This is a genomic window from Neorhizobium sp. BT27B (assembly GCF_050455485.1).
Lineage (GTDB): Bacteria > Pseudomonadota > Alphaproteobacteria > Rhizobiales > Rhizobiaceae > Neorhizobium.
This window is the reverse complement of record NZ_JBCIYT010000011.1, coordinates 144919-167321: the sequence shown is the minus strand read 5'-3', so window position 1 is coordinate 167321 and position 22403 is coordinate 144919. Positions and strand designations below refer to the sequence as shown.

At 60.7% G+C, this 22403-nt stretch carries 19 protein-coding genes; 5 read left to right on the top strand and 14 right to left on the bottom strand.

What is annotated here, in order from left to right:
• Positions 1-32: 32 nt before the first annotated feature.
• The 9 genes from AAIH70_RS24720 to AAIH70_RS24680 all read right to left on the bottom strand — a co-directional run bounded on the left by AAIH70_RS24720 (position 33) and on the right by AAIH70_RS24680 (position 10235).
• Positions 33-2210, bottom strand: coding sequence for a malate synthase G (locus tag AAIH70_RS24720; protein WP_132280802.1), 2178 nt, complete (start codon positions 2208-2210; stop codon positions 33-35).
• A gap of 117 nt (positions 2211-2327) precedes the next feature.
• A complete protein-coding gene (locus AAIH70_RS24715) occupies positions 2328-3149 on the bottom strand; it encodes a bifunctional allantoicase/(S)-ureidoglycine aminohydrolase (RefSeq protein WP_132280805.1) in 822 nt (273 codons plus the stop codon).
• Positions 3150-3163: 14 nt separating this feature from the next.
• Positions 3164-4105: an allantoinase PuuE gene (gene puuE / locus AAIH70_RS24710; RefSeq protein ID WP_430036101.1), complete on the bottom strand. Its 942-nt coding sequence runs from the start codon at positions 4103-4105 to the stop codon at positions 3164-3166.
• Between the two features lie 80 nt (positions 4106-4185).
• Positions 4186-4848: a flavin reductase family protein gene (locus AAIH70_RS24705; RefSeq protein ID WP_165932163.1), complete on the bottom strand. Its 663-nt coding sequence runs from the start codon at positions 4846-4848 to the stop codon at positions 4186-4188.
• Position 4849: 1 nt separating this feature from the next.
• The gene (locus tag AAIH70_RS24700; RefSeq protein ID WP_430036099.1) at positions 4850-6274 is read right to left on the bottom strand and encodes a M24 family metallopeptidase; all 1425 of its coding nucleotides are present in this window, start codon (positions 6272-6274) and stop codon (positions 4850-4852) included.
• Between the two features lie 32 nt (positions 6275-6306).
• Positions 6307-7128 carry an ABC transporter permease gene (locus AAIH70_RS24695; RefSeq protein WP_259148231.1) on the bottom strand — a complete coding sequence of 274 codons (822 nt, stop codon included), beginning with the start codon at positions 7126-7128 and terminating at the stop codon, positions 6307-6309.
• Entirely contained in the window at positions 7121-7948 is an 828-nt protein-coding gene (locus tag AAIH70_RS24690; RefSeq protein ID WP_430036096.1) for an ABC transporter permease, read from the bottom strand. Before AAIH70_RS24690 ends, AAIH70_RS24695 begins: the two co-directional genes overlap by 8 nt.
• A 9-nt stretch (positions 7949-7957) precedes the next feature.
• Positions 7958-8998: an extracellular solute-binding protein gene (locus AAIH70_RS24685; RefSeq protein WP_132280820.1), complete on the bottom strand. Its 1041-nt coding sequence runs from the start codon at positions 8996-8998 to the stop codon at positions 7958-7960.
• A gap of 19 nt (positions 8999-9017) precedes the next feature.
• Positions 9018-10235: an ABC transporter ATP-binding protein gene (locus AAIH70_RS24680; protein ID WP_430036094.1), complete on the bottom strand. Its 1218-nt coding sequence runs from the start codon at positions 10233-10235 to the stop codon at positions 9018-9020.
• Between the two features lie 531 nt (positions 10236-10766).
• On the opposite strand from AAIH70_RS24680, the gene AAIH70_RS24675 reads away from it, so the two are divergent.
• The 4 genes from AAIH70_RS24675 to AAIH70_RS24660 all read left to right on the top strand — a co-directional run bounded on the left by AAIH70_RS24675 (position 10767) and on the right by AAIH70_RS24660 (position 14698).
• Positions 10767-11702, top strand: a complete 936-nt coding sequence (locus AAIH70_RS24675; RefSeq protein WP_430036092.1) for an ABC transporter substrate-binding protein — start codon at positions 10767-10769, stop codon at positions 11700-11702.
• Positions 11703-11705: 3 nt separating this feature from the next.
• The gene (locus AAIH70_RS24670) at positions 11706-12560 is read left to right on the top strand and encodes an amino acid ABC transporter permease (protein WP_430036090.1); all 855 of its coding nucleotides are present in this window, start codon (positions 11706-11708) and stop codon (positions 12558-12560) included.
• A 100-nt stretch (positions 12561-12660) separates the two neighbouring features.
• Positions 12661-13791 (top strand): sugar phosphate isomerase/epimerase family protein, encoded by a 1131-nt coding sequence (locus AAIH70_RS24665; protein WP_430036088.1) that lies wholly within the window; start codon positions 12661-12663, stop codon positions 13789-13791.
• 157 nt (positions 13792-13948) lie between these two features.
• On the top strand, positions 13949-14698 hold the full coding sequence (locus tag AAIH70_RS24660; protein WP_132280835.1) for a GntR family transcriptional regulator: 750 nt from the start codon (positions 13949-13951) through the stop codon (positions 14696-14698).
• Between the two features lie 56 nt (positions 14699-14754).
• Here AAIH70_RS24660 and fhuB read toward each other — a convergent pair whose 3' ends face one another.
• From fhuB to AAIH70_RS24635, 5 genes are all read right to left on the bottom strand, one after another.
• A complete protein-coding gene (fhuB, locus tag AAIH70_RS24655; RefSeq protein ID WP_430036115.1) occupies positions 14755-16719 on the bottom strand; it encodes a Fe(3+)-hydroxamate ABC transporter permease FhuB in 1965 nt (654 codons plus the stop codon).
• Positions 16719-17609: an iron-siderophore ABC transporter substrate-binding protein gene (locus AAIH70_RS24650; protein ID WP_132280841.1), complete on the bottom strand. Its 891-nt coding sequence runs from the start codon at positions 17607-17609 to the stop codon at positions 16719-16721. Before AAIH70_RS24650 ends, fhuB begins: the two co-directional genes overlap by 1 nt.
• 13 nt (positions 17610-17622) lie before the next feature.
• Entirely contained in the window at positions 17623-18435 is an 813-nt protein-coding gene (locus AAIH70_RS24645) for an ABC transporter ATP-binding protein (protein ID WP_132280844.1), read from the bottom strand.
• Positions 18436-18452: 17 nt separating this feature from the next.
• The gene (locus AAIH70_RS24640; RefSeq protein ID WP_132280847.1) at positions 18453-19319 is read right to left on the bottom strand and encodes an alpha/beta hydrolase; all 867 of its coding nucleotides are present in this window, start codon (positions 19317-19319) and stop codon (positions 18453-18455) included.
• A 78-nt stretch (positions 19320-19397) separates the two neighbouring features.
• On the bottom strand, positions 19398-21536 hold the full coding sequence (locus AAIH70_RS24635) for a TonB-dependent siderophore receptor (protein ID WP_132280850.1): 2139 nt from the start codon (positions 21534-21536) through the stop codon (positions 19398-19400).
• A gap of 482 nt (positions 21537-22018) precedes the next feature.
• On the opposite strand from AAIH70_RS24635, the gene AAIH70_RS24630 reads away from it, so the two are divergent.
• Entirely contained in the window at positions 22019-22387 is a 369-nt protein-coding gene (locus AAIH70_RS24630) for a hypothetical protein (protein ID WP_132280853.1), read from the top strand.
• The last annotated feature ends 16 nt before the right edge of the window (positions 22388-22403 follow it).

Sequence of the window (22403 nt, the reverse complement as noted above, 5' to 3'; positions counted from 1 at the left end):
CAAACATCTGTTCGAAAACGCAACTTTACCTGCTAGCCCCTCGCTTTCAGCTCCAGCCTGCGACGATGCAGGACCGGCTCGGTGTAACCATTCGGCTGCTCGCGCCCCTTCAGAACCAGATCGAGTGCCGCCTTAAACGCGATAGAGCCGTCGAAATCCACAGCCATCGGGGTGTAAAGGGGATCGGCGGCACTCTGGCCATCCACGACTTTCGCCATGCGCTTCATCGTCTCGACGATCTGGTCTTCGGTCACGACCTTGTGGTGCAGCCAGTTGGCCATGTGCTGGGCCGAGATGCGCAGGGTCGCGCGGTCCTCCATCAGGCCGATATTATTGATGTCCGGCACCTTGGAGCAGCCGACGCCCTGGTCGATCCAGCGCACGACATAACCGAGAATGCCTTGTGCATTGTTGTCGAGTTCGCGGCTGATTTCCTCCGGCGTCCAGTTGGGGCGCGGCGCCACCGGCACGGAAAGAATGTCGGAAAGCTTGGCCCGGGTACGGCTCTTCAGGCTCTTCTGAACTGCTGCCACATCCACCGTGTGATAGTGGGTAGCATGTAGCGTTGCCGCCGTCGGTGACGGAACCCAGGCGGTATTGGCGCCCGCCTTCGGGTGGCCGATTTTCTGCTCAAGCATCGCCGCCATGAGGTCGGGCATCGCCCACATGCCCTTGCCGATCTGGGCATGGCCGGAAAGACCGCATTCGAGCCCGATATCGACATTCCAGTTCTCATAGGCCGCGATCCATGCAGCCTGTTTCATATCACCCTTGCGGATCATCGGGCCGGCTTCCATCGAGGTATGGATCTCGTCGCCGGTGCGGTCGAGGAAACCGGTATTGATGAAGACGACGCGGTCCTTGGCGGCGCGGATGGCCTCCTTGAGGTTCACCGTCGTGCGGCGCTCCTCGTCCATGATGCCCATCTTGATGGCATTCGCCGGCAGGCCGAGCGCCTGTTCGACGCGGCTGAAGATCTCGGCGGCAAAGGCCACTTCTTCCGGCCCGTGCATCTTCGGCTTCACCACATACATGGAGCCGAGACGGGAATTCTTCTTCCGACCGTCCGGGCCGCCCTTGCGTCCGATATCGTGAATGGCGATCAGCGCGGTCACCATCGCATCCATGATGCCCTCGGGCACTTCGTTACCGTCGCGATCCAGAATGGCCGGATTGGTCATCAGGTGGCCGACATTGCGGACCAGCATCAACGAGCGGCATTTCAGTTCGAAGATCGAGCCGTCCGGCGCCGTATAGTCGAGATCCGGATTGAGCTTGCGGGTAAAGGTCTTGCCGCCCTTGGAGACCTCTTCCGTCAGGTCGCCCTTCATCAGGCCGAGCCAGTTGCGATAGACGACGACCTTGTCTTCGGCATCGACGGCCGCGACTGAATCCTCGCAGTCCATGATCGTGGTGATCGCCGATTCGGCCCAGACGTCGGAAATATGAGCCGGGTCTGTTTTGCCGATATCGGTCGTCGCGTCGATCAGGATCTCGACATGGAGATTGTTCTTTTTCAGGAGGATCTGCGTCGGCGCGCCCGCATCGCCGAGATAGCCGGCAAATTGCGACGGATCGCTGAGGCCGGTCACCTGTCCGCCTATCAGCGTCACGAATAGGGCTGCATGCTCGACCTTGAAGGATGCCGCATCCTTCCAGCCGGCGCCGGAGAGCGGGGCAGACTGATCGAGGAAATCACGCACCCATGCAATGACCTTGGCGCCGCGGACGGGATTGTAATCCTTGCCCTTCTCCCCACCATCGGCTTCGGAGATCGCATCCGTGCCGTAGAGTGCATCATAGAGCGAGCCCCAGCGCGCATTGGCGGCATTCAGCGCATAGCGCGCATTCATCACCGGCACGACGAGCTGCGGCCCGGCGATCTGCGCGATCTCCGGATCGAGGTTCTCGGTCGAGACGGAGAAATCAGGCCCCTCGGGCAATAGATAGCCGATCTCGCGCAGGAAGGCTTCGTAGGCCGACAGATCCGACGGTGCGCCGTTTTGACGGTACCAGTCGTCGAGCTTCAGCTGAAAAGCGTCGCGCTTGGCAAGAAGCGCGCGGTTCTTCGGCGCCAGATCATGGGCGATCGCGGACAACCCGGTGAAGAAATGGTCCGCATCGACCCCGGTTCCCGGCAGAGCCTCATCCACCAGAAAACGGTGAAGTGTCTCATCAATTTGAAGGCCGAAACCATCAACGTAGGTCATACTCAATCTCCAGGTTCACAGCCATTTCTAGCTGCTATATTCGAACAGCCAGAAGGCTGAAAACGACATGGTCGCCGCCATGTCTTTCTAAATTTGTTTGGATGGTAGGGCTTCTAATCAGAACAGATCGGGATGCCGATTGACGTCCTTGTAGAGCAGGTAGCGGAAGCGGCCGGGACCTCCCGCGTAGCATGCCTGCGGACAGTAGGCGCGCAGCCACATGTAATCGCCCGCCTCTACCTCGACCCAGTCGCTATTCAGCCGATAGACCGCCTTACCCTCGAGCACGTAAAGCCCGTGTTCCATGACATGGGTCTCCATGAAGGGAATGCTGGCGCCCGGCTCAAAGGTGACGATGTTCAGGTGGAAATCGTAGCGCACATCGTTCGGATCGAGGAAGCGCGTCGTGCCCCAGGTGTCGTCGGTATCCGGCATCCAGTCGAGCGTGCATTCGTCCTCATGGGTGAAGGCGGCCGGCGGCGCTTCTAGGCCTTCGACGACCTTGAACACCTTGCGGACCCAATGGAAGCGCAGCGGTGCCGTGCTGTCATTCTTCAACGCCCAAGCATGGCCGGCCGGGATGTAGGCAAACGAGCCGGTCCTGAGCGGGCGCTCCTTGCCCTCATAGCTAATAGCGCCCTCGCCTTCGACGACGAAGATCGCGGCCTGAGCGCGGGCATCAGGCTCCGGCTTCACGCTGCCGCCGCCCGGAGCCACTTCCATGATGTATTGCGCAAAGGTTTCGGCAAAACCGCTTAAGGGCCGCGAAATGATCCAAGCGCGCGTCTTCTCCCAATGCGGCAGGACGCTGGTGACGATGTCGCTCATCACGGTCTTCGGGATTACCGCATAGGCGGTGGTGAACACGGCCTTGCTGGAAAGCGTCTGTGTCTGCGGAGGCAGGCCACCGACATTTGAGAAATAGTGGTTCTTTGTCATGATTTAATGCTCAGTCAGAGGATCGAAGACGGATCAGCGGGCTTGTGATGTTCATGCCAGTGCCGTGCAATGTCGATGCGCTGCGGCACCCAGACCTTGTCGTGCGAGGCGACATATTCCATGAAGCGGCGAAGGGCCGCGATACGGCCCGGACGTCCGACAAGCCGGCAATGCAGGCCGACCGACATCATCTTCGGGCTCCCCTCCTCGCCCTCGCGGTACAGCGTGTCGAACGCGTCCTTGAGATAGGTGAAGAACTGGTCGCCCGCGTTGAACCCCTGCGGCGTAGCGAACCGCATATCGTTGGTCTCCAGCGTATAGGGAATGATCAGGAACGGCTTTCCATCGATGCCCGGCACCCAATAGGGCAAATCATCGGCATAGCTGTCGGACGAATAGAGGAACCCGCCCTCCTCCATCACCAGCTTCAGCGTGTTGTCCGAAGGCTTGCCTTGGTAAATGCCATAGGGACGCTCGCCGACAAGTTCGGTATGCAGGCGCACGGCTTGGAGAATATGCTCACGCTCCTTCTCGATCGGAAAATCCTTGTATTCCAGCCAGCGATAGCCGTGGCTGGCAATCTCCCAGCCGGCTTCCTTCATGGCGGCAACTGCTTCCGGGTTGCGCGCCATAGCGAGCGTCACGCCATAGACGGTGCACTGCATCTTGAGTTCGGTAAACAGCCGGAACAGCCGCCAGAAGCCGGCGCGGGAACCATATTCGTAGATCGATTCCATGTTGAGATTGCGCTGACCGGGCCACGCGGATGCGCCGACGATCTCGGAGAGCAGGTTTTCCGACGCGGAATCGCCATCCATGATCGAGCTTTCGCCGCCCTCCTCGTAATTGATGACGAACTGCACGGCGATATTCGCGCCGCCCGGCCATTTCGGATCGGGAACATTGCGGCCGTAGCCAACGAGACCGCGCGGTGTGTCGGGCGACAGGATTGTCATGATAGATCCTTGCAGAAATTCATTTCAGCGCGTGGCAATGCCATTGGCACCACCATGCAACATGCAGCCGCATACGGTGATTACTCCGCGGCCGCCTGTTCGCCAGACTTGCGGGCTTCCCATTCCTGCGGCGTCAGCGTCTTGATGTCGAACTGGTCGCGGGTACGGGTGTAGGTGTGGCCGCCCATGCGGCCGACGGCGTCCATCATCTGCTGGTCGATATGCAGATTGGACGCATTGACCGCATCGCTGCGAACGAACACGCCGACGACCTCGCCGAGGATGATCTCACGGGCGGGGCCAACCTGCAGCGTCGTATGGCGGCGGCATTCGAGAGCGGCGGGCGCTGCGAGGATGCGCGGGCTGCGCACCATCCGGCCAGGCACGGTTGCAAGTCCTGCCTCTTCCATCTCATCGACCTCCGGGCCGAACTTGATGGCGCAGACCTCCATCTGATCGACAAGGGCATTGTCGCAGATATGGACGGTGAACTCGCCCGTCTCGCGGATATTGCGGGCCGTGTCCTTGAAGCGCATGTCGGAATAGTTCTCGACGCCGATTGCAACGATGGCTGGATCATGGGTCAAGACATTGAAGAAGCTGAACGGCCCGGCATTCGGTTGACCGTCCTTGCTGACCGTCGTCACCAATGCGATCGGGCGCGGAATGACCGTGCCGATCAGGATCTTATAGCGTTCGCGCTCGGTGAGCTTGGCGAAATCGAAATGGGTATGGTCGATCATTTCAGGCCTCAACAGCGATACGGTGGGTTTCAAGCGGGGTGTGGCGCGACAGGTTCTCGAACCCGTCTCTGGTGACGACATACATGTCCCCGACATTACAGCCGGCCGACAGCGGTTCCAGCCACTGCGTGTGCAGCACGAACACCATGCCCTCCTCCATACGGTCATAGTTGTGGGAAGAGATGTTGAAGCTGTTTTGCCCGCCGGCCATGCCGACGGAATGACCGAGATTGGGGTTATGCGGCCCATGGGTCGCCGGATAGACATGCATCAAGGTGCGGCCCTGGGCTTCCCAGTCGATGTTCTTCACATACTGACGCGGGATCAGGCGAGCGCTGCCATCGTCCATCGGAGCCCAGTTATAGGGCATGGTGCGCGCCTCAGGCGAAGAAAGCATGCCGCGCTCGATCATCGGCTCGAAAGCGGCATTGTTGACGTCTCGCATCAACGCACCCGGCCGGATCAGCTTTTCGGCGCGCTTGACGCCCTCGGTGCAGGCAGCCAGCACCTCTTCCTGCCGCTTGGTGATCTCGCCGACGGCAATCATGCGGGCGGTTTGTGCGGTATAGCCGCGATAGGTGATGTTGGACACATAGAGATTGATCAGGTCTCCCGGTCGCACGATATGGCCGTATGGCTTGCCGCAATGGGTGCCGAACTCGTTGATACCGATCTGGTAACCGTCACCGGTCTCGCCGCCGAAGGAGAGTTGCGCCTGGGTGAAGGCAGCATAGATCTCGTGGTCAGTCACGCCCGGTTTTGCCACATGATAGGCCGCCTGTGTGGCGATGCTGATGAGCTGGGCGGCAGCGCGGAACATCTCGATCTCGCGCGGCGAGCGCACCTTCTGCATCCGGTCGAGAATGGCATTGTCGGCAACGAATTTCACCTTCGGCATCAACTCATCTAGCCCTGCCCAGAAGGTCAGTGAGGTCCGGTCGCCGATACGCCCGATCTGCGCCTTGGAAAGCCCCATTCCGGCCAGCAGTTCGGCGCATTTTTCCGCCGTCTTGATGACGCTGTCGCCCGGACGATCCGCATATTCCCGGCCGATTGGTCCGATCTGCCAGATGTCCTCCACCAAAACCGGTTCGCCGCCCGGCGGCAACAGCACGGACTGGGTGAAGAAGGACAGAAGGACCATCGGTTTGTCGACATCCGTCGGGATGATCAACACGCCCTCGCGCATCCAGTCGCAGATATAACGCAGATAATGGTTGGACGTGTGGAACCAGCCCACCCCACCGGTATGGACGATCAGCGCATCATGTCCGGCCTCGACCGCCTGACGGCGGATACGGCGCAGCCGATCCTCAAATTCCTCGACCGGCAGGGGGAGCGGGGCGGCAAAATCGAAATCCGGCTGGAAATCGGCAAGCAGCGATCCGACGCGGTAGGCTCCTGCCTTGGTAGCATTCATGTTCATTGGGGGGTATTCCTTCCAGGATTATTTTTGCATCAGGCTTGTCGTGAGGGCGCCAGCACCCGCCTTGCCACCAGCATCACCACCAGGGTCAGGCCGATCAGCAGGCCGGACATGGCGGCGACGCGCACATCGAGAGATTCCTCGATCAGCGCGAACATCCGGAGTGGCAGGACTGTCGTCTGCGCATCGGCGAGGAAGAGCGAGACGGAGACGTTGTCGAGCGACTGAATGAAGACGAGGAATGCGCCGGCGAGAATGCCGGGGGTCAGCAAGGGCAGGATCACGCGCCTGAGCGTCGTTACCCAGGTCGCCCCCATCACCGTCGAGGCTTCCGCCAGCGAGGGATTGATGCCCTGCGCAACGACAGAGGCGGCACGATACATCAGCGGCCCGAACACCACGACATGGCCAACGACGGTGAGCCAGAGCGACGGCTGAAAGCCGACGAAATTGGCGACGATCAGAGCTGCGAGACCATAAACGAGGCTCGGCAGCACCAGCGGGGCGAGAAGCAGCGGTTCGATCGTGTTGACTGAACGGCGACGCATCCGTGCCATGCCGATCGTGGCGGGCACCGCAAAGAGCAGCGAGCCGAGGACTGCGAGGCCCGCGATCTTCAGCGAATTGCCGGCCGCGATATGTTCCGTGCTGGAGCGGAGCGGGTCGAGCAGCGCCTCGTACCAGCGTAGCGAGAACCCTTCCGGTGGATATTTGAGCGTCTGTCCAGCTGTGAAGGACATGGTGATGGCGATCACGATCGGGGCCACCAGATAGATCAGGCTCAGGCCGCCGAAGCCGAAGACGAATGCCTTGTAGAGAAAAGCGGGGAGCGGGTTTTCGGATTGGTTACGCATGGCCGACGAGCCTCCGGTGACGAGAAATCATGGTCATGGCGACAAGCAGGATGCCGGTCGACAACAGGAGCACCACGGCGATCGCCGAGGCCATCGGCCAGTCGATCAGCGTACCTACCTCGCGGTAGATCAGTTGCGGTACATAGACATTGCGAGCACCGCCGATGACGGCCTGGGTGACGAAGGACGCGCTGGTGCTGGCGAAGACAAGGATCCATCCCGCCAAAAGGCCGGGCAGCATCATCGGCAACAGAACCGTGACGAGAATGCGCCAGGGGCCGGCACCCGAAACCTGCGCGGCCTCGGTATAGGTGACCGGGATGCGCGACAAGATGGCGACCAGCGGCAGGATGATCAGCGGCAGGTCGATCTGACACATGGCCATGACGAGGCCAAGTTCGGTGGACATCAGCGAGAACGGACGCTCGGCAAGTCCAAGCGCCACGAATGTCTCGCTGATCGGTCCCTGCCGCCCGAGGATGACGATCCAGGCAAAGGTGCGCACCACATTGCTGGTCAGCATCGGGATCAGCGTCAGGAAAATGATGATCTGGCGGGCGGTCTTGCCGCTATGCCAGTAGAGAAGCGCGATCGGCACGCCGAGCAGGGTCGTGCTGACGATGGTCTGCAGGCCAAGCTTGGCGGTGTTAATCAGGACACGGTAGTTGAACGCATCGCCGAGAAAGCGCGCATAGTTGTGCAGTGACAGGCCGTCGGGGCCGATAAAGCTGAACCCGACGAGAACGGCGAGCGGCGTCGCAAAGAACGCCACCGACAGCAGAAGCATCGGGATAACGTATGGGAAGCCGCTCGCTTTCATGGCGCTACCTCAACCGGCGACGAGGGCGTCGAACTGGCGGATCCATTCCGCACGGTTCTTGTTGATCGCGGCCCAGTCCGGATAGACGAGCGAGGCCAGCTGTTCGCGCTTTACATAGGCTTCGATGCCTGGCGTCAGTTCTACGTCCTTGTTGGTCGGGAACATTTCGCGTGGCGGCATCTTCAACTGGTCCTGCGCGGCCTTGGAGATCGCGGCATCCATATAGGCATAGGCTGCATCGACATTCTTGGCGCCCTTGGTCAGATGGATATTGACGGGCGCTGCCGGCGAGCCGGTTTCAGGCTGAACGAACTCCGCCTTGAGCCCAAGAGCCTTGAGCTTGGCGACATTGCCCGTCGAGCACATGAAGACGGCGATCTCGCCCTGCTGGAACAGTGTCATCTGGTGGTTGGTGCTGGCAACGACACCCTTGATGTGTTCCGGATGGTCTTTGAACAGCTTGAAGACGGCATCCATGTCGGTCGGGCCGGAGCCAAAAATCTTGGCGATCTCGGTATAGGCCATCACGCCGGTATTGGAGGCAAAGCCGGTCCACGAAACGAGGCCTTTGTAGGCCGGGTTTTCGAAGAGATCGCGATAACCTTTGGGTGCCGGAACGAGATCGGGGTTATAGGCAATGCCGTTGACTTCGACCGTCACGGTCGGGCCGTACTCGCCCTGGAATGCCGGATCGAGCATGCCCCAGTTCTTCAGCTTCGACGGGTCGATCTTCTGGATAAGGTCGTTCTCGACGGCGACGGCCATCTGGCCGGGCGACATCAGCAGCGTGTCGTAAGGCGGGTTGCCGGGGCTTGCCATGACCTTGGCAAGCTGATCCTGCGCCATGGCCGGGGCAACTGTCAGATCGAAACCGGCCGCCTTGACGAGCGGCGTCAGCACGCTGCGATAACCGTCTTCCCAATTACCCGGAAAGGTCGCGGCAACAGCAGTGCCACCGGCCGCGCGGGCAGCAAAAGGAACGGTCGCGGCTGCAGCCGCACCGGCGGCAAGCAGTCCGAAATGACGTCGTGTGATGTTGAAGTCTTGCATCTGTTCACCTCTGTTGTTGTTATTCACGGAATGCTTCCGGTTCGCTCGGAAAGGCGTGACACCTCATGGTGTCTATCTCGGCAAAGAGCTGTGCTCCCGGCTCGGGAATGAAGGTCGAAGGTCCGCGGACCTCCGAGGCACGAAGGTTGGTCCCGTCTTCGAGAAGTAGATCATGGACAAGGGTGGGTCCAAGCGGCACTGACACGGTCAGCCTCGCCGGCAGCGCCGATGCGCTCGGCGTCGCAGACAGGCGAACGTCCTCCGGACGGAAGGTAATCGTGACCGTGGAGCCCGTGGTAAAATTCAGGCGGCGCGGCAGAACGAGAGCCTTGCCATTGGTAAGCGCGATCGTGGTTGCCTCAGCCTCCAGGCGGTCCACTTTCCCATGCAGCACATTGGCCTGTCCGATGAACGTATTGACGAACAACGTTTTCGGCCGGTCATATACGGCCATCGGCGTGTCGATCTGTTCGACATTGCCTTTGTTCATCAGCACGAGACGGCCGGCGAGGCTCTGCGCCTCTTCCTGGTCATGGGTAACGATCAGCGTGGTAATGCCGAGCGTCTTCTGCAGATGAAGCAGTTCGACCTGCAGGTCGAAACGCAGCGCCCGGTCCAAGGCACCGAAGGGCTCGTCGAGAAGCAGAAGCGAAGGGCGGCCTGCGATCGCGCGGGCCACCGCCACGCGCTGCTGCTGGCCGCCGGAAAGCTCGCGCGGCAGCCGGTTGCCAAAACCCTTCAACTGCACAAGCGAGAGCATTTCTTCCACCCGCTCACGACGCTCGGTGCGCGCCACCTTTTGGCAGGCGAGCGGATAGGCGATGTTCTCGGCCACCGTCAGGTGTGGGAACAGCGCGTAGTTCTGGAACACCATGCCGATACCACGCGCACGGGCCGAGACATTGGCAAGATCCTGGCCGCCAAGCTGGATCAACCCGCTTTTCGGCTGGATTAGGCCGGCAATGGCGCGCAGCACCGTCGACTTGCCGCACCCGCTCGGCCCCAGAAGCGCAACGATCTCGCCCGCCTTTATCTCGAAAGAAATGTCGCTGATCGCATTCTGCCCGCCATAACTATGGGTCAGGCCACGAACGCTTAGCTCTCTGCCTTCTGCTGCATTCGAAGCCTGCGGCATGAATATCCCCTCGGGTTGCGCCTGATCTAACGAGAGCATCGCGCTCGCCGGCATCAGGCGGAGATGTGATCGATCGGCAAATTTGAGTTCGCTCTGGGTCATGGCAAAGGATTTGCAAGCAACGTGCCAACTCTACAATGAGCGCGGTCGAACATGGATCAACCAATTGATTAACATATTAAATTTTTGGTTTATCTAGTTTCGTATATCCATAATTACGAATCGGCGGCATAACGTAACAATCTATAAATTGTGCATCATTAGCGGCTGAACGATGATTTGATGTGCACCGATTTCGGCTTGTCAGCGTAGAAATCGTGCCGTTTCACCGCTTTGCGCCACTTGCGCGGATGTGCCATCGATCTCGGGTATGCAAAGGATGAGGAGTAAAATCAGTAAATTAGCTAGCGCCAACCGAGTCCGGTCGGCCCTGCGGTAGCTTAAAGGTCATTTTTTCATCAAAGTATGTTCGCACGGATATGCGAAAATTGGTTCGAATTCCTTTGAATATTTTAGACGAAAAAATATCACATGAAAAACAACAGCATACAGATGCTATATCCAAGGTGGCATGGTGATTGCATCGAACTATCCTGAAAATTCACGACGTAGAAATGTGAAAAGGGGTTCCGCATGCATAGCTTCAAGAAAACTCTCACAGCCGGTCTTGCAGGCATCGCGTTCGCGCTCATCGCATCGACTGCACAGGCCGCGGAAGGCGCGCCCGTCAAGATGGTGCCGGATGCGGACGTGGCCAAGCTTCCGGGCATCGCCTTTAATCAGAAACTGGCCGACAGCCTGCCTGCCGCCATCAAGGGCAAGAAGGTCATCAAGGTTGCGACGGACCTGACGCCGCCGATCAGTTTTCAGGATGAAGCCGGCAAGCTCGTCGGCATCGATGCGGACCTTGCCGCGGCGCTGGGCGTCATTCTCGGCGTCGATATGCAGATGACCAATGTCGGCGCGGGCGCGGCAATCGTTCCGGCCGTGTTGTCCAAGCGTTTCGACATGACGCTCTCCGGCATCAATGACGACGTGGAGCTGGAAAAGCAGGTCGATGTGATTGACTACATGTATGATGCGACGACCATCATGACGACCAAGGGCAATCCCCTCGGAATCAAGAGCATGGAAGACCTCTGCGGCAAGAAGGTTGCCGTGCCGGTCGGCACTTTTCAGAACAGGCTCGTAGTCGCGGCATCGGCAAAATGCACGACGGCGCCAATCGAGATCATGTCTATCCCGAAAATGCCGGACGTCCTGCAGGCGGTACGCACGGGCCGCGCCGATGCAACCGTCAACGGCTACGCAACCAGCGTCTACACGACCGAAAAGCAGACCGGCAAGGGCGTCGGCCTGCAGGCGCTTCCGGATGTACGACTTGCCGTCGGCTATCTCGGCATGTTGGTCTCCAAAGACAATCCGGGACTGCGCGACACTGTTGTCGCCTCACTCCAGCATATGGTCGATAGCGGCGCATATCAGGCGATCATGGAAAAATGGAGCCTCGGCCCGCTCGCCGTGAAGACCGTCAAGTTCAACGATGCTGCCTCGATGCCGGTGGACTGAGCCATGTCTTTCGCCCAACAGTCTCTCAGCATGCCAATGGCTCCTCCGATCGGCAAGACAGTCCGGTTCGGGCAGCTCGTGTCTGGTGCCGTCGCGATCATCGCGCTGGCTCTCATGCTTCTGGTCATTGGGCGGAATCAAAGCGTTCAATGGAGTGAAATCCCGCGCTACATGATCGACCCCGTCATTCTCGACGGCGTCGTCCTCACGCTCGAACTAACGGCCGGCGCCATGGTCGCCGGCATCGTTATCGGTTGCCTCGTCGCCATCATGGCGACCAGCCAGAACGTTGTCCTGAAGGCGATCGCCGTCGCCTTCGTCTGGTGGTTTCGCGGCGTACCGCTGATCGTCCAGATCTTCTTCTGGTTCAACATCGCGCTCTTCATTCCTGAGATCGGCTTCGGTTCTTGGTCCGTCTCGGTAAACGACATTGTGACACCCGCCCTTGCAGGCTTTCTGGCGCTCGGCCTGCACGAGGCGGCTAATATGAGCGAGATCATCCGTAGCGGTCTGACAGCCGTGGATCGGGGACAGCGCGAAGCCGCATCCTCTTTGGGCCTCAGACCACTCCAGACCCTGCGGACTGTCGTCCTCCCGCAGGCAATCCGTCTCATCGTCCCGCCGACCGGCAACCAGGCGATCGGCATGCTGAAGGCGAGTGCCATCGTGTCGGTTATCGGCATGCAGGATCTGCTGACACAGGCACAGGCCATCTATGCCCGCAACTTCCTGGTCATTGAACTCCTCTGCGTCGCATCACTCTGGTACCTCGGCATCACCACAGTCGCCTCGGTGGGCCAGCATTATCTGGAACGGAAACTGGCACCGAAAGGCCGCTCGAACAGCAATGAGAAGTGACCATCCGCAGGCCTAAGCGCCGGCCGCAGCTTCAAGAAAATCTAACAAGCAGGGATCGCCATTGCAGCGCATCCCGTCAGGAAACACTAAGGAGATCATCATGAGACTGGGTATCGATAGCCAAAAACTTCCCGAGTTCCTGAAGCGCGGGCCGCTGGCAAGCCTCGACCATGTCAAGGAGCTTGGTCTTGGTGGCCTGTTCTTCCCGACCGTTCTCGACATGAGCCCGACGCTCGACAAGGGTGCGCTTAGCGAAATCCGGGCGAAAGCCGACGAGCTTGGGCTTTACCTCGAAAGCGGTGTCGGCAAGATCAATCCCTATTGCAGCGCCGAGGCTCCGGAATTCCGGGCGATCGGCGACGGCGACATCATTCTGGGCTTCACCCGGATGATCGAGGCGAGCGCCGCGATCGGATGCCTCGAACTGTGGATCTCACCGGGCAATTTCAAATCGGAATACCGTGGCAGGTTGGCAAATGACCGCTTTCGCACGGATGTCACCTGGGACGAGCAGTTGCTGGCCATCGAGAAGAACTTGTTGAAGCTTGCTCCCGTCGCGCGCGCCAATGGCGTCCACCTCAACATGGAAACCCATGATGAAATCACCTCTTTTGAAATCCTCCGGCTGATCGAGAAAGTTGGCGATGACTGTATCGGCGTCGTGTTCGACACGGCCAACGGCCTGCAGCGTGGGGAACATCCGGTGTTTGCGGCAAAGCGCGTCGCGCCTTACGTCCGCCAGACGCATATCAAAGACGCCTATGTCGGCCGAGCATTCGGAGGTCTCGATTTCCAGACCCGCCCGGTCGGCAAGGGTATCGTGGATTTTCCCACGATCCTTCCCATCCTTGCCAAGGCAAATCCGGATCTAAACCTTTCGCTGGAAGTCGCAGCCTCTGTCGAAGACAAGCCGCGCAAGGCGAATCCGCGCCAATGCATCCAGATCGATGACCCGATCTGGCGCGCCGCGCATCCGGACCTGAACGCCGAAGAACTGGAGGTCTACATGGCTACGGTGGACACCTTCGAAGCGCGCGTGAAATCCGGCGAGATCCCGGATTGGGAAGCGTATGAGGCGAGCCAGTACGGCTATCCGACCTACGAGCGCCAATCCTACGGCTATGGTGAGACAGTGACCTTCATCAAGAACTCAGCTCGTTACATCGAGAGGCTATGCGCGGAGAAGGGCATCGCGCTTTCCCCGTCGACTGCCAAGCGCCACGCTGCATAAACCGGCACTCACCCAGTCTGTGGCGGTACTAGCCGCCATAGACATCTGATAACGTCTTGACCGGGCGGATTTCTGGCAGACGGCGATATACGCAACAATATTTCTATGAACATAATTAGATCGAGCGGCATGGGCCGCCATGCATCTGGAGTACCACATGAAAAGGACGCGCCGTCAAACGACGAAGGCAGCGCCGAAGGCCAACGCCTCGGCTGATGCGGCTGAAAGCGCCAATGACGACGTCTCCGAGCGGATTCGCACAACGCTCGCCAATGCCATAGGCGAAGGCGCTCTGAAGCCGGGGACGAAAATCCTCGAAGATGCGATCGCCGACCACTTTGGCGTAAGCCGCACCGTCGTTCGCGGCGCCCTCGGCGTCTTGGAGAGTGACCATCTTCTGGAGCGCAAGCGCAACCGCGGTACTTTCGTCGCCGAACCAGGCATCGAAGAAGCCAAGGCCCTATTCGAGTCACGCCGCAAGATCGAACACGCTATCCTAGATCTCGTCATGGCCCGCGCCACCACCGAGCAACTAGATGCACTCGAAAAGCTGACCGACGAGGAAGAGCATATCCACCATCACGGCGACGAAAAGTCGAAGACGGTTCTCTCCGGTAAGTTCCATATCGTGCTGGCGGAACTCGGTGGCAATGCCGTCATGACTGAGATGCTGTCCAAAATCGTCGCCCGCCTGTCTCTGGTCATGGCCCTTTATGAGGAAGAAAAACAGGACGATTGCGGCGCTGACCACCACCGCCAGATCGTGACTGCGCTGAAGGCCCAAGATCTGGCAAAAGCACAGCAGTTAATGGACCACCACCTCGCCGATATAGAAGGTCGGGTGCGCTTGACCGAGGGCCAGGGTGATCGTCATACCTTCTTGGCTGTGCTGGAGAACTTTTCCTGACCATTCAGGTCTTGAGCAGGTTCGAACCTACGACCCGCATCACGCCACGAGAAAATCTACTGTCTTCTACTCAGCAAAATCATCAAGAACGGAGCACCTATGAGGGCTGAGACGAGCCCAGCCGGGATTTGGTAGGGTGCTACGGCCGTGCGACCGATCAGATCAGCAAGAACCATCAGCCCGCCACCGATCAGCGCGGCGCCCACCATCTGCGGCAGGGCGCGCGTCAGGCCCGCCTCCCGTGCCAAATGCGGCCCCATAAGGCCGACGAAGGAGAGCGGCCCGACCGTCAGAGTCGCCGCTGCCGTCATCAGTCCGGCAAGGCCGAAGAGCGCCAGCCTCGAACACGCCAGCGGGATACCCACCGCCGATGACGGCGCGGCCCCGAGCGGCAGGATGTCCAGCCAACGACGTGCAGCCAGGGCAAGCGCGATCAGCACGGCTCCGATCGCCACCTCAACAGACGCTGTCGTGCCGTCCACCAGGTAGGTGGAGCCGCTCATCCAGCGCATCAGAAGCACCGCCCGCGGATCCCCGGTTGAGCTCAGCACGCCGACCACCGCATCGACCATCGCACTGAGCGCGATGCCGGCAAGCAGGACCCGATCCGGGGCGAAGTTGGACCGCCTGGAACTCAGGAGAATGACGGCGAGGACCATGATGGCGCCGGTGACGGCAAAGGCGAACTGTCCGGCAAAACCCGGCGCGACGGCAAACAGCGCGATCGCAACGCCGAAGGTCGCGCCGGCGCTGATCCCCAGCACCTCGGGGCTTGCCATCTCGTTGCCTGTCAATCTCTGCAGGATCGACCCGGCAACGCCCAGCATCGCCCCGGACCCGAGCGCCGCAAATACCTTCGGTGCGCGGATCGCGAGGATGTCGTGGAGGAATTCGCCGGACAGGACGGTCCAGCCTCCCCCGGGCCCACGCCCGACGAAAAGGCTGAGCGCCACGATGACCAACATACCCGCGAGGGCAACCGTTGCTGGAACGCGCGTGCTCCAGCGCCGCTGGCGTTGCCTGACCACCGCCTGCTGGATTCGGTGACGCACCTTCAGCCACGGAAGCAGCGCCAGGAGCAGGGGCGATCCGAAGATGGCGGTCACGGCGCCGGTCGGCAGGAAATCGCCAAGGCCGCCCGCCAGGAGTTGCAGCACGGAGTCGGTGAGGAAGAGAAGTGCAGCACCGATCAGTGGTGACCAGACGATCATCTGGACCGGCCGGCGTGCGCCGGAAAGCCGCGCCAGGGTCGGCGCGACCAGCCCGATGAAGCCTATGACGCCGACGGCGCTGGTGACGAACGCGGCAAGCGTCACCGCACAGCCGACGACGAGGATGCGAAGCCGCGCCAGCTTAACCCCGAGCGAGGATGAACTGCTTTCCCCAAGGTCGAGCAGGGACAGCGGCCTGATCACAAGGGCGCAGACGATGGCGACGCCGGCGATCTTCCAGGCAAGCGAGAGCGGAATGACCCAGCTCTGCTGCGCCAGCGAGCCTGCGCCCCAGATGAACAGGCTCGCGAGGTACCGCTGGTTGAGATAGGTCAGGATGGCCGATAGTCCGCCGCACCAGAGGCTCACCACCAGGCCTGACAGCACGAGGGAATAGGGCGAGAATCCGCGCCGCGCGCCGAAGCCGACGACGATGGCGGCAGCCGCCGCACTCCCCAGCAGCGCAACCAGATCGCGGCCGGCACCTAGGAGCCCCGGCATGAAGAGCGAGACCACGACCAGCGCGAGATTGGCGCCCGCTGACACGCCGAGCGTCGTCGGGTCGGCCAGCGGGTTTCGCAGCACCTGCTGGAACAGCGCACCCGACAGGGCCAGCGCCGCGCCGGCGAGCAGCGCCGTGGCCAGCCGCGGCAAGGTCGAATAGTAGAGTACCATCCGCTCGATGTCGTAGCCTGGCTCCACTGTTCCCCAGAGTGTCGGCTGAATAAGAAACCATGATGCCACGCAGCCGCCGCACAGCAGCAGGAAGACGACGAGGCCAGGTCCGAGATTATCATGACGGAGAGCGATCATGCGTCTTGGTCCAGAACGTTGGTCACCAAGCCCGCAAACCGCATCGCCTCGTTGACCATGCCGAACATCAGTGCCGGCGGAACGACCGAGAGCTGGCCGGGCCGGGAAAACGGCAGCATTTGCCACAGCGCACTTTCCGCCAGTTTCGACAACACGCCGGGCGGCACCGGATCGAAGGCGATCAGGCGCGCGTCCGGATCGCCGATGCTCGACAGCTCCTCGATCCCGATCGTCTCGAAGCCCCAGAAATTCGATTGCCGCGTCCAGGCGTTGCGCACACCTATGCGCTCAAGCGCGTTGTGAAACAGGCCGGGAGCGGAATAGATACGGGCGTGGCGGGCATCCATGAAGGTCACCAGCGCCACCGGCGGAATGGCCTTGCCCGCCAGCCGTTCGCGGCATCCCTCGAAGAAGACGTCGGACCGTCTCAGGAATTGATCGGCCTGCTGTTCACGGCCGATCCCAGTTGCCAGCGTGCGCGTCGCCGCGGTCGCGGCCTCGAGCACGGGCCCGCCGTCTGGCGTGAAGACTTCCAGCCGCAGGACTTTTGCGATCGGTCGAAGCCTCGGCAGAAGCTCGTCGAGATAGGGCGTCGTCAGGATGATGTCCGGCTTCAGCTGGATGAGGATTTCCAGGTCGACCTCATAGGAACTGCCGAGATCGACGACCGAACTCGGCAGATGAGGCTCAACGACCCATTTGTTCCAGTCGGCAAGCTCGGATATCCCGACAGGCTGGACCCCGAGCGACAGCAGCGTCGACGCTAGCCCATAATCGAGGCTGACGATCCTCTGGCCGGCAGCCTCGGCCAGCAGTGGCCCCGGCATCGACACGGTGCCGGCCGCCGCCGCGGCCAAGAGCGTAAACGAGCGCCTTGAAATCTTCATCTAGGTGCGGACCTTAGCAGGGATAGGCAAGCGGATTTGACAGGTTCGGAACGGAGATGACCTCCATCTCGATCCCGTAGATGGCATGAAGCGTTTCCGGTACCAGAATCTCAGCGGGTGTTCCGCTGGCGACCACCCGCCCGCCTTTGAGCGCATGGATGCGGTCGCAGAAGCGTGCAGCCATGTTGATGTCGTGCAGCACGATGACAACGCTGCGCCCGCCCTCATGCGCGAGTTTGCGCACCAGCGACAGCACGTCGACCTGATGCGCGATGTCGAGCGCAGCTGTCGGCTCGTCGAGCAGCAGGCAGCGGGCGTCCTGCGCGATCAGCATGGCGATCCAGGCCCGCTGCCGCTCGCCACCGGACAGCGTGCCCACCGTGCGATCGGCAAATGCCTCGATATGCGTGGCAGCGATCGCCGCCTCGACCTTTTCGCGGTCTACGGCGGAGAATTGTCCGAGCGCGCCGTGCCAAGGGTAGCGTCCGCATGCGACCAGTTCGCGGATCGTCATGTCCGATCCGGTGCCCAGATCCTGCGGCAGGTAGGCGACAGACCGCGGGAAGTCGCGGCCGTGATAGTGCCGGAGATCGCGGCCGCCGTAGGCGGCAGATCCGGTGGTGGGCGTCAGCTGCCGCGCCAGGATCTTCAGGAGGCTGGATTTGCCCGAACCGTTGTGGCCGACGAGGGCCACCACCTCGCCCGCCGGGAAATCGAGGCTGACGTCTGACAGGATGGCGTTTCCCTCGATCGCCAGACCGATCCGGTCGACGGCAAAGGCTTTTGTCGTATCGGGTGCGTCCTGCGCGCGCTCTGCCATGGCCATGTCGCCTGCTCCTCTTGTCACGAAATGTGCCGCCGAAACGCAATGCTTACGGCGCGGTTGACGGCGGGTCCAAGGACGGACATGTGGGTCTGCCCGGCAAAAAGCTCGAACTGCGTGCGAATGCCGTCCTGCATGCCATCCAGCCGATCGGCCATTTCCTGAGCCAGCGCGACGGTCCTTTCGGTTTTCTTGTTCTCCAGCCTGGATGCGGCATCCTCGTTGCCGGACTGGAAAGGAGCTAGTTCCTCCCCCTCGTATTCCCCGGCCGAAAGATGCAGGAAAACCTCGTTGCCGGCTACTGTTTGCCGGCGCGCCTCGTTGTTGAGGATCTCGCTGCCTTCCCAGAAGATGGTCGGGCTTGCCGCGATCCAGTTGGCAAAGAGGTCCGGCCGCTCGAACAGCCCGTAGAGCGCGAACAGGCCGCCGAATGAATGGCCGAAGAGCGATCGTCGCGTCGCATCGAGCGGCGCCATGTCGGCCAGCCGAGGCAGCAATTCCCTGTCGATGAAGTCGAGCAGCTCACCCGTCCCGCCGATCTTGACGGGCGGCTCGCCCTCGACATAGGGCGGATAGGATTTGACCGGCGGCGGCCCCAGGTCCCACGCCCGGCGCATGGCGTCATAGGGCTCGTCTGTCGGATAGCCGATCGCCGCGATGACGCCCCACTCAACACCAGTTCCGGTCGGGTAAGGCGCCTGCGTCACCAGACTTGCGAAGGCGAAGGGAAAGGTCGCGTTGCCATCGGTCATCACCAGCAGCGGCCATCCGCCGGCTGGCGCCTCTCCTGCCGGCCTGAACAGAAAGATGCGATAGGGCTCGCCGCCTGCCGCCGGCGCCAGGTCGAAATAAGTGGTGCCGGGCAGAAAATATGCCTGTTCAGTCATGCGCATCTCGCGGAAGTCCGGAAACTTCCGAGGCTCCTTTGACCTCGGGAGGGGTTGAACCATCGTGGCTGCAGCCTGTCACCATTTGTACTTCAGCGAACCGACCACAGTGCGGCCCTGGCCGAAGTAGCAATAGCCGCCGTTGCAGACCTGCTCTTCGCGGTTGGCAAGGTTCGTCGCGCTGACGGCGAGCGAAAGCCCCTTCAGATCCTGCGACTTTGCGCCGAAATCGTAGGAGAGCGATGCGTCGAGATAGGCAACGCCGGCATTCTTGGCGGTGTTGTAGTCGTCGGTATAGGACTTGCTCATCGCCCGCACACCGCCACCGATGCTGAGGCCGCCGATGGCGGTCTCTTCGGGTGCCGTGTAGTTCAGCCACAGCGACGCCACATGGCGGGGCGTCGTGGTCGGCGTGTTGCCGATGATCGAGCCGTCGAGATTACCGGTGATCTCCCCGTGGGTATAGGTGTAGGCGGCGATCAGGCTGATGCCGTTGTCGAAGGTCTTGCGGGCTTCGGCCTCGAAGCCGGTGAAGGTATTCTCGCCCGAGTTCTCATAGATATAGACCGGCCCGGAAGCGCCTGCATATTGCGGCTTGCCGGTTTCGACAAGCCGATAGACCGCAGTGCTCAGGGAGAAATTCTCGCCGTCCGGCTGATACTTGATGCCGGCTTCGACCTGCCGGCCGTCGGTCGGATCGAGCACGCCGAGGCCTGCCGAGCGCTCGGTCGACGGCACGAAGGACGTCCCATAGCTTACGTAAGGGGCAAGGCCGTTATCGAAGAGATAGAGGAGACCGACCTGGCCCGACAGTGCGCCGTCGTCCTTCTCGGCGCCGGTCCCGGCAACCTTGTCGGTCGTTTCCTGGTGCAGCCAGTCGTAACGCAGGCCGCCGACGAAGCGCCAGTTGCCGATCTCTGCCTGTTCCTGCGCATACAGTCCGGTCTGGCGCAGATCGTTGCCGGTGAAGCCCGTAAGCGCCGGTGACGGTGCGCTACCGATGTCGGAAGGTAGCGTATAGCCATATCCATCAGCGAAATCCGAGTTGACGCCGGTATAATCCAGACCGGCGAGAACGGTATGGGCGACGGCGCCCGTGTCGAATTTCGCCTGGAGCTGGTTGTCGATCTGAAAGGCGCGTACGTCGTCGGTCACCGCGGCGGTCGACCAGCTATCGGCCGGCCCGCCCAGTACGGGTGCATAGAGGGTTGTCCGGTCGACGTAGCGCGACTTGAGATCGAGGTCGCTCACGCGCGCGTTTTGCCGGAAGGTCAAGCCGTTGTCGAACTCGTGCTCGAGCTGGTAGCCCAGCTGGTACTGGCGCACCTTTTGGTAGTCGTAGTCCGGGTCGCTGACTCGGGTGATCTCGCTGCCGTTGTCGAAGGTCCAGGCGCTGGATTCGCCCTCGCTCTTCTGCGCCAGGCCGTAGACCGTCAGCTTTGTGTTGTCAGTCGGCTCCCAGGTGAAAGAGGGCTGCAGCAGGTAGCGGTCGTCTTGGTTGTCGTAATTGGTTTCCCCCTCGCGAACCAGGCCGACGACGCGGTAGTACATCTCGTCGCGCTGGCCGACCGGGCCGCCGAAATCGAATGCGGCCTGTTTGCGGCCGACGGTGCCGTACTGCAGTTCGACCTCGCGATGGGTTTCATTCAGAGGCATCTTGGAGATCTTGTTGACGATGCCGGCAGCGCTCGCCGCCCCGTACATGACCGATACCGGTCCCTTGAGCACTTCGACACGGTCGAGCGTATAGATTTCGGTCGTGAACGTGCCGTAGGTCATCACCGGCTGGCGCAGGCCGTCGCGAAAATCGCCGCTCGTCGTCGTCTCGATGCCGCGAATGTAGATCTGATCGAACCGCGGGTCGAAACCGAATCCGCCGGTGTTTACGCCGGAGCTGTAACGCGTTGCCTGGATCAGATCGGTTGCACCGCGTTGTTCGATTTCCTCGCGGGTCACGACGGAGATGGATCGCGGCGTCTCGACCAGCGGCGTATCAGTCTTCAAGGCTGAGATCGCACGCGTCGGCACGATCGTATCGTTATCCTCACTGATCGATTGAGCACCGGAGCCTGAAATGACGATCGGATCAAGCGTTGTGGCCCCCGACGCATCTTGCGCGAGAGCCGCGCTCGGCGTGCATACAACCACTGAGCCTAACACGGCAGTGGAAAGTTGGAGTATTCGGCTAAAAGGATGCCGACTGAACAAGAACGCCATTGCCTAATCCTTTGTTGGCAAACTGAAAATGCGTGGGCTGCGAAGGACAGCATTGGATGACGCGGCCCGCCGGCGGCACCTATAGAAACAGGATCGCAGGCAATCAAGAATGATGAGCAAAATATTCATATTTTTGCGTGTTGGCTGTCAATATTGCAACGGACCTACTGGAAACCGCAGCTTCACTGACGGTCGACTACCTCGTGCAGCCTCCGAGCTTAATTATGGATATCTAGACAGCTCCCAGCGCCTTGAAACATATCGAACCCGCGACCCTTCGCTTCATTCGGCTCTTCATTGAAAATGAAGGAAAAACTGCATTTTCTCGGTCATCTAGCGTATGCTCGAATTCCACCGGGTGTCGAGAGATGTGAACTCGCCGACGTTCACCGGGAAGCCTGAAGTGAATCCACTGTGAAGGAGAACCCGTATTGCCATGGCTGATTACGCCCAGAGTTGGGCTTTCCGAGCTGAAGTTCGGCATGAGCCGAGAAGACGTCGAGGCCGTGATGGGCGCGCCCCGATCGGTCAAGAACACCCGGACTGGCAGGTTGCGACTAGAATATGGACAGATATTTCCCGCACTGGTCTTCGTTGACGACGCCCTGATCGAGATCAATCTTCTCCCGGAGGTCTCCGGCGGCCTGGTTCTCGACGGTCTCGATCTGATGACCTCGAAGGAGCCCGATGTCGTCGCCGCCCTGCGAAGGCGTGACAATGCCGCAAAGGAGCGAAACGGCTTTCTCATATTTCAGATGCTGGGCATTACACTGTCAGGATTCGAGCCTCCGGAAGCTGATCAGAAAGCCGTCACTCTTTTCGGGCAAAGACATCCCTGGAGCATGCCGTGAAGGAAGACATGATTGA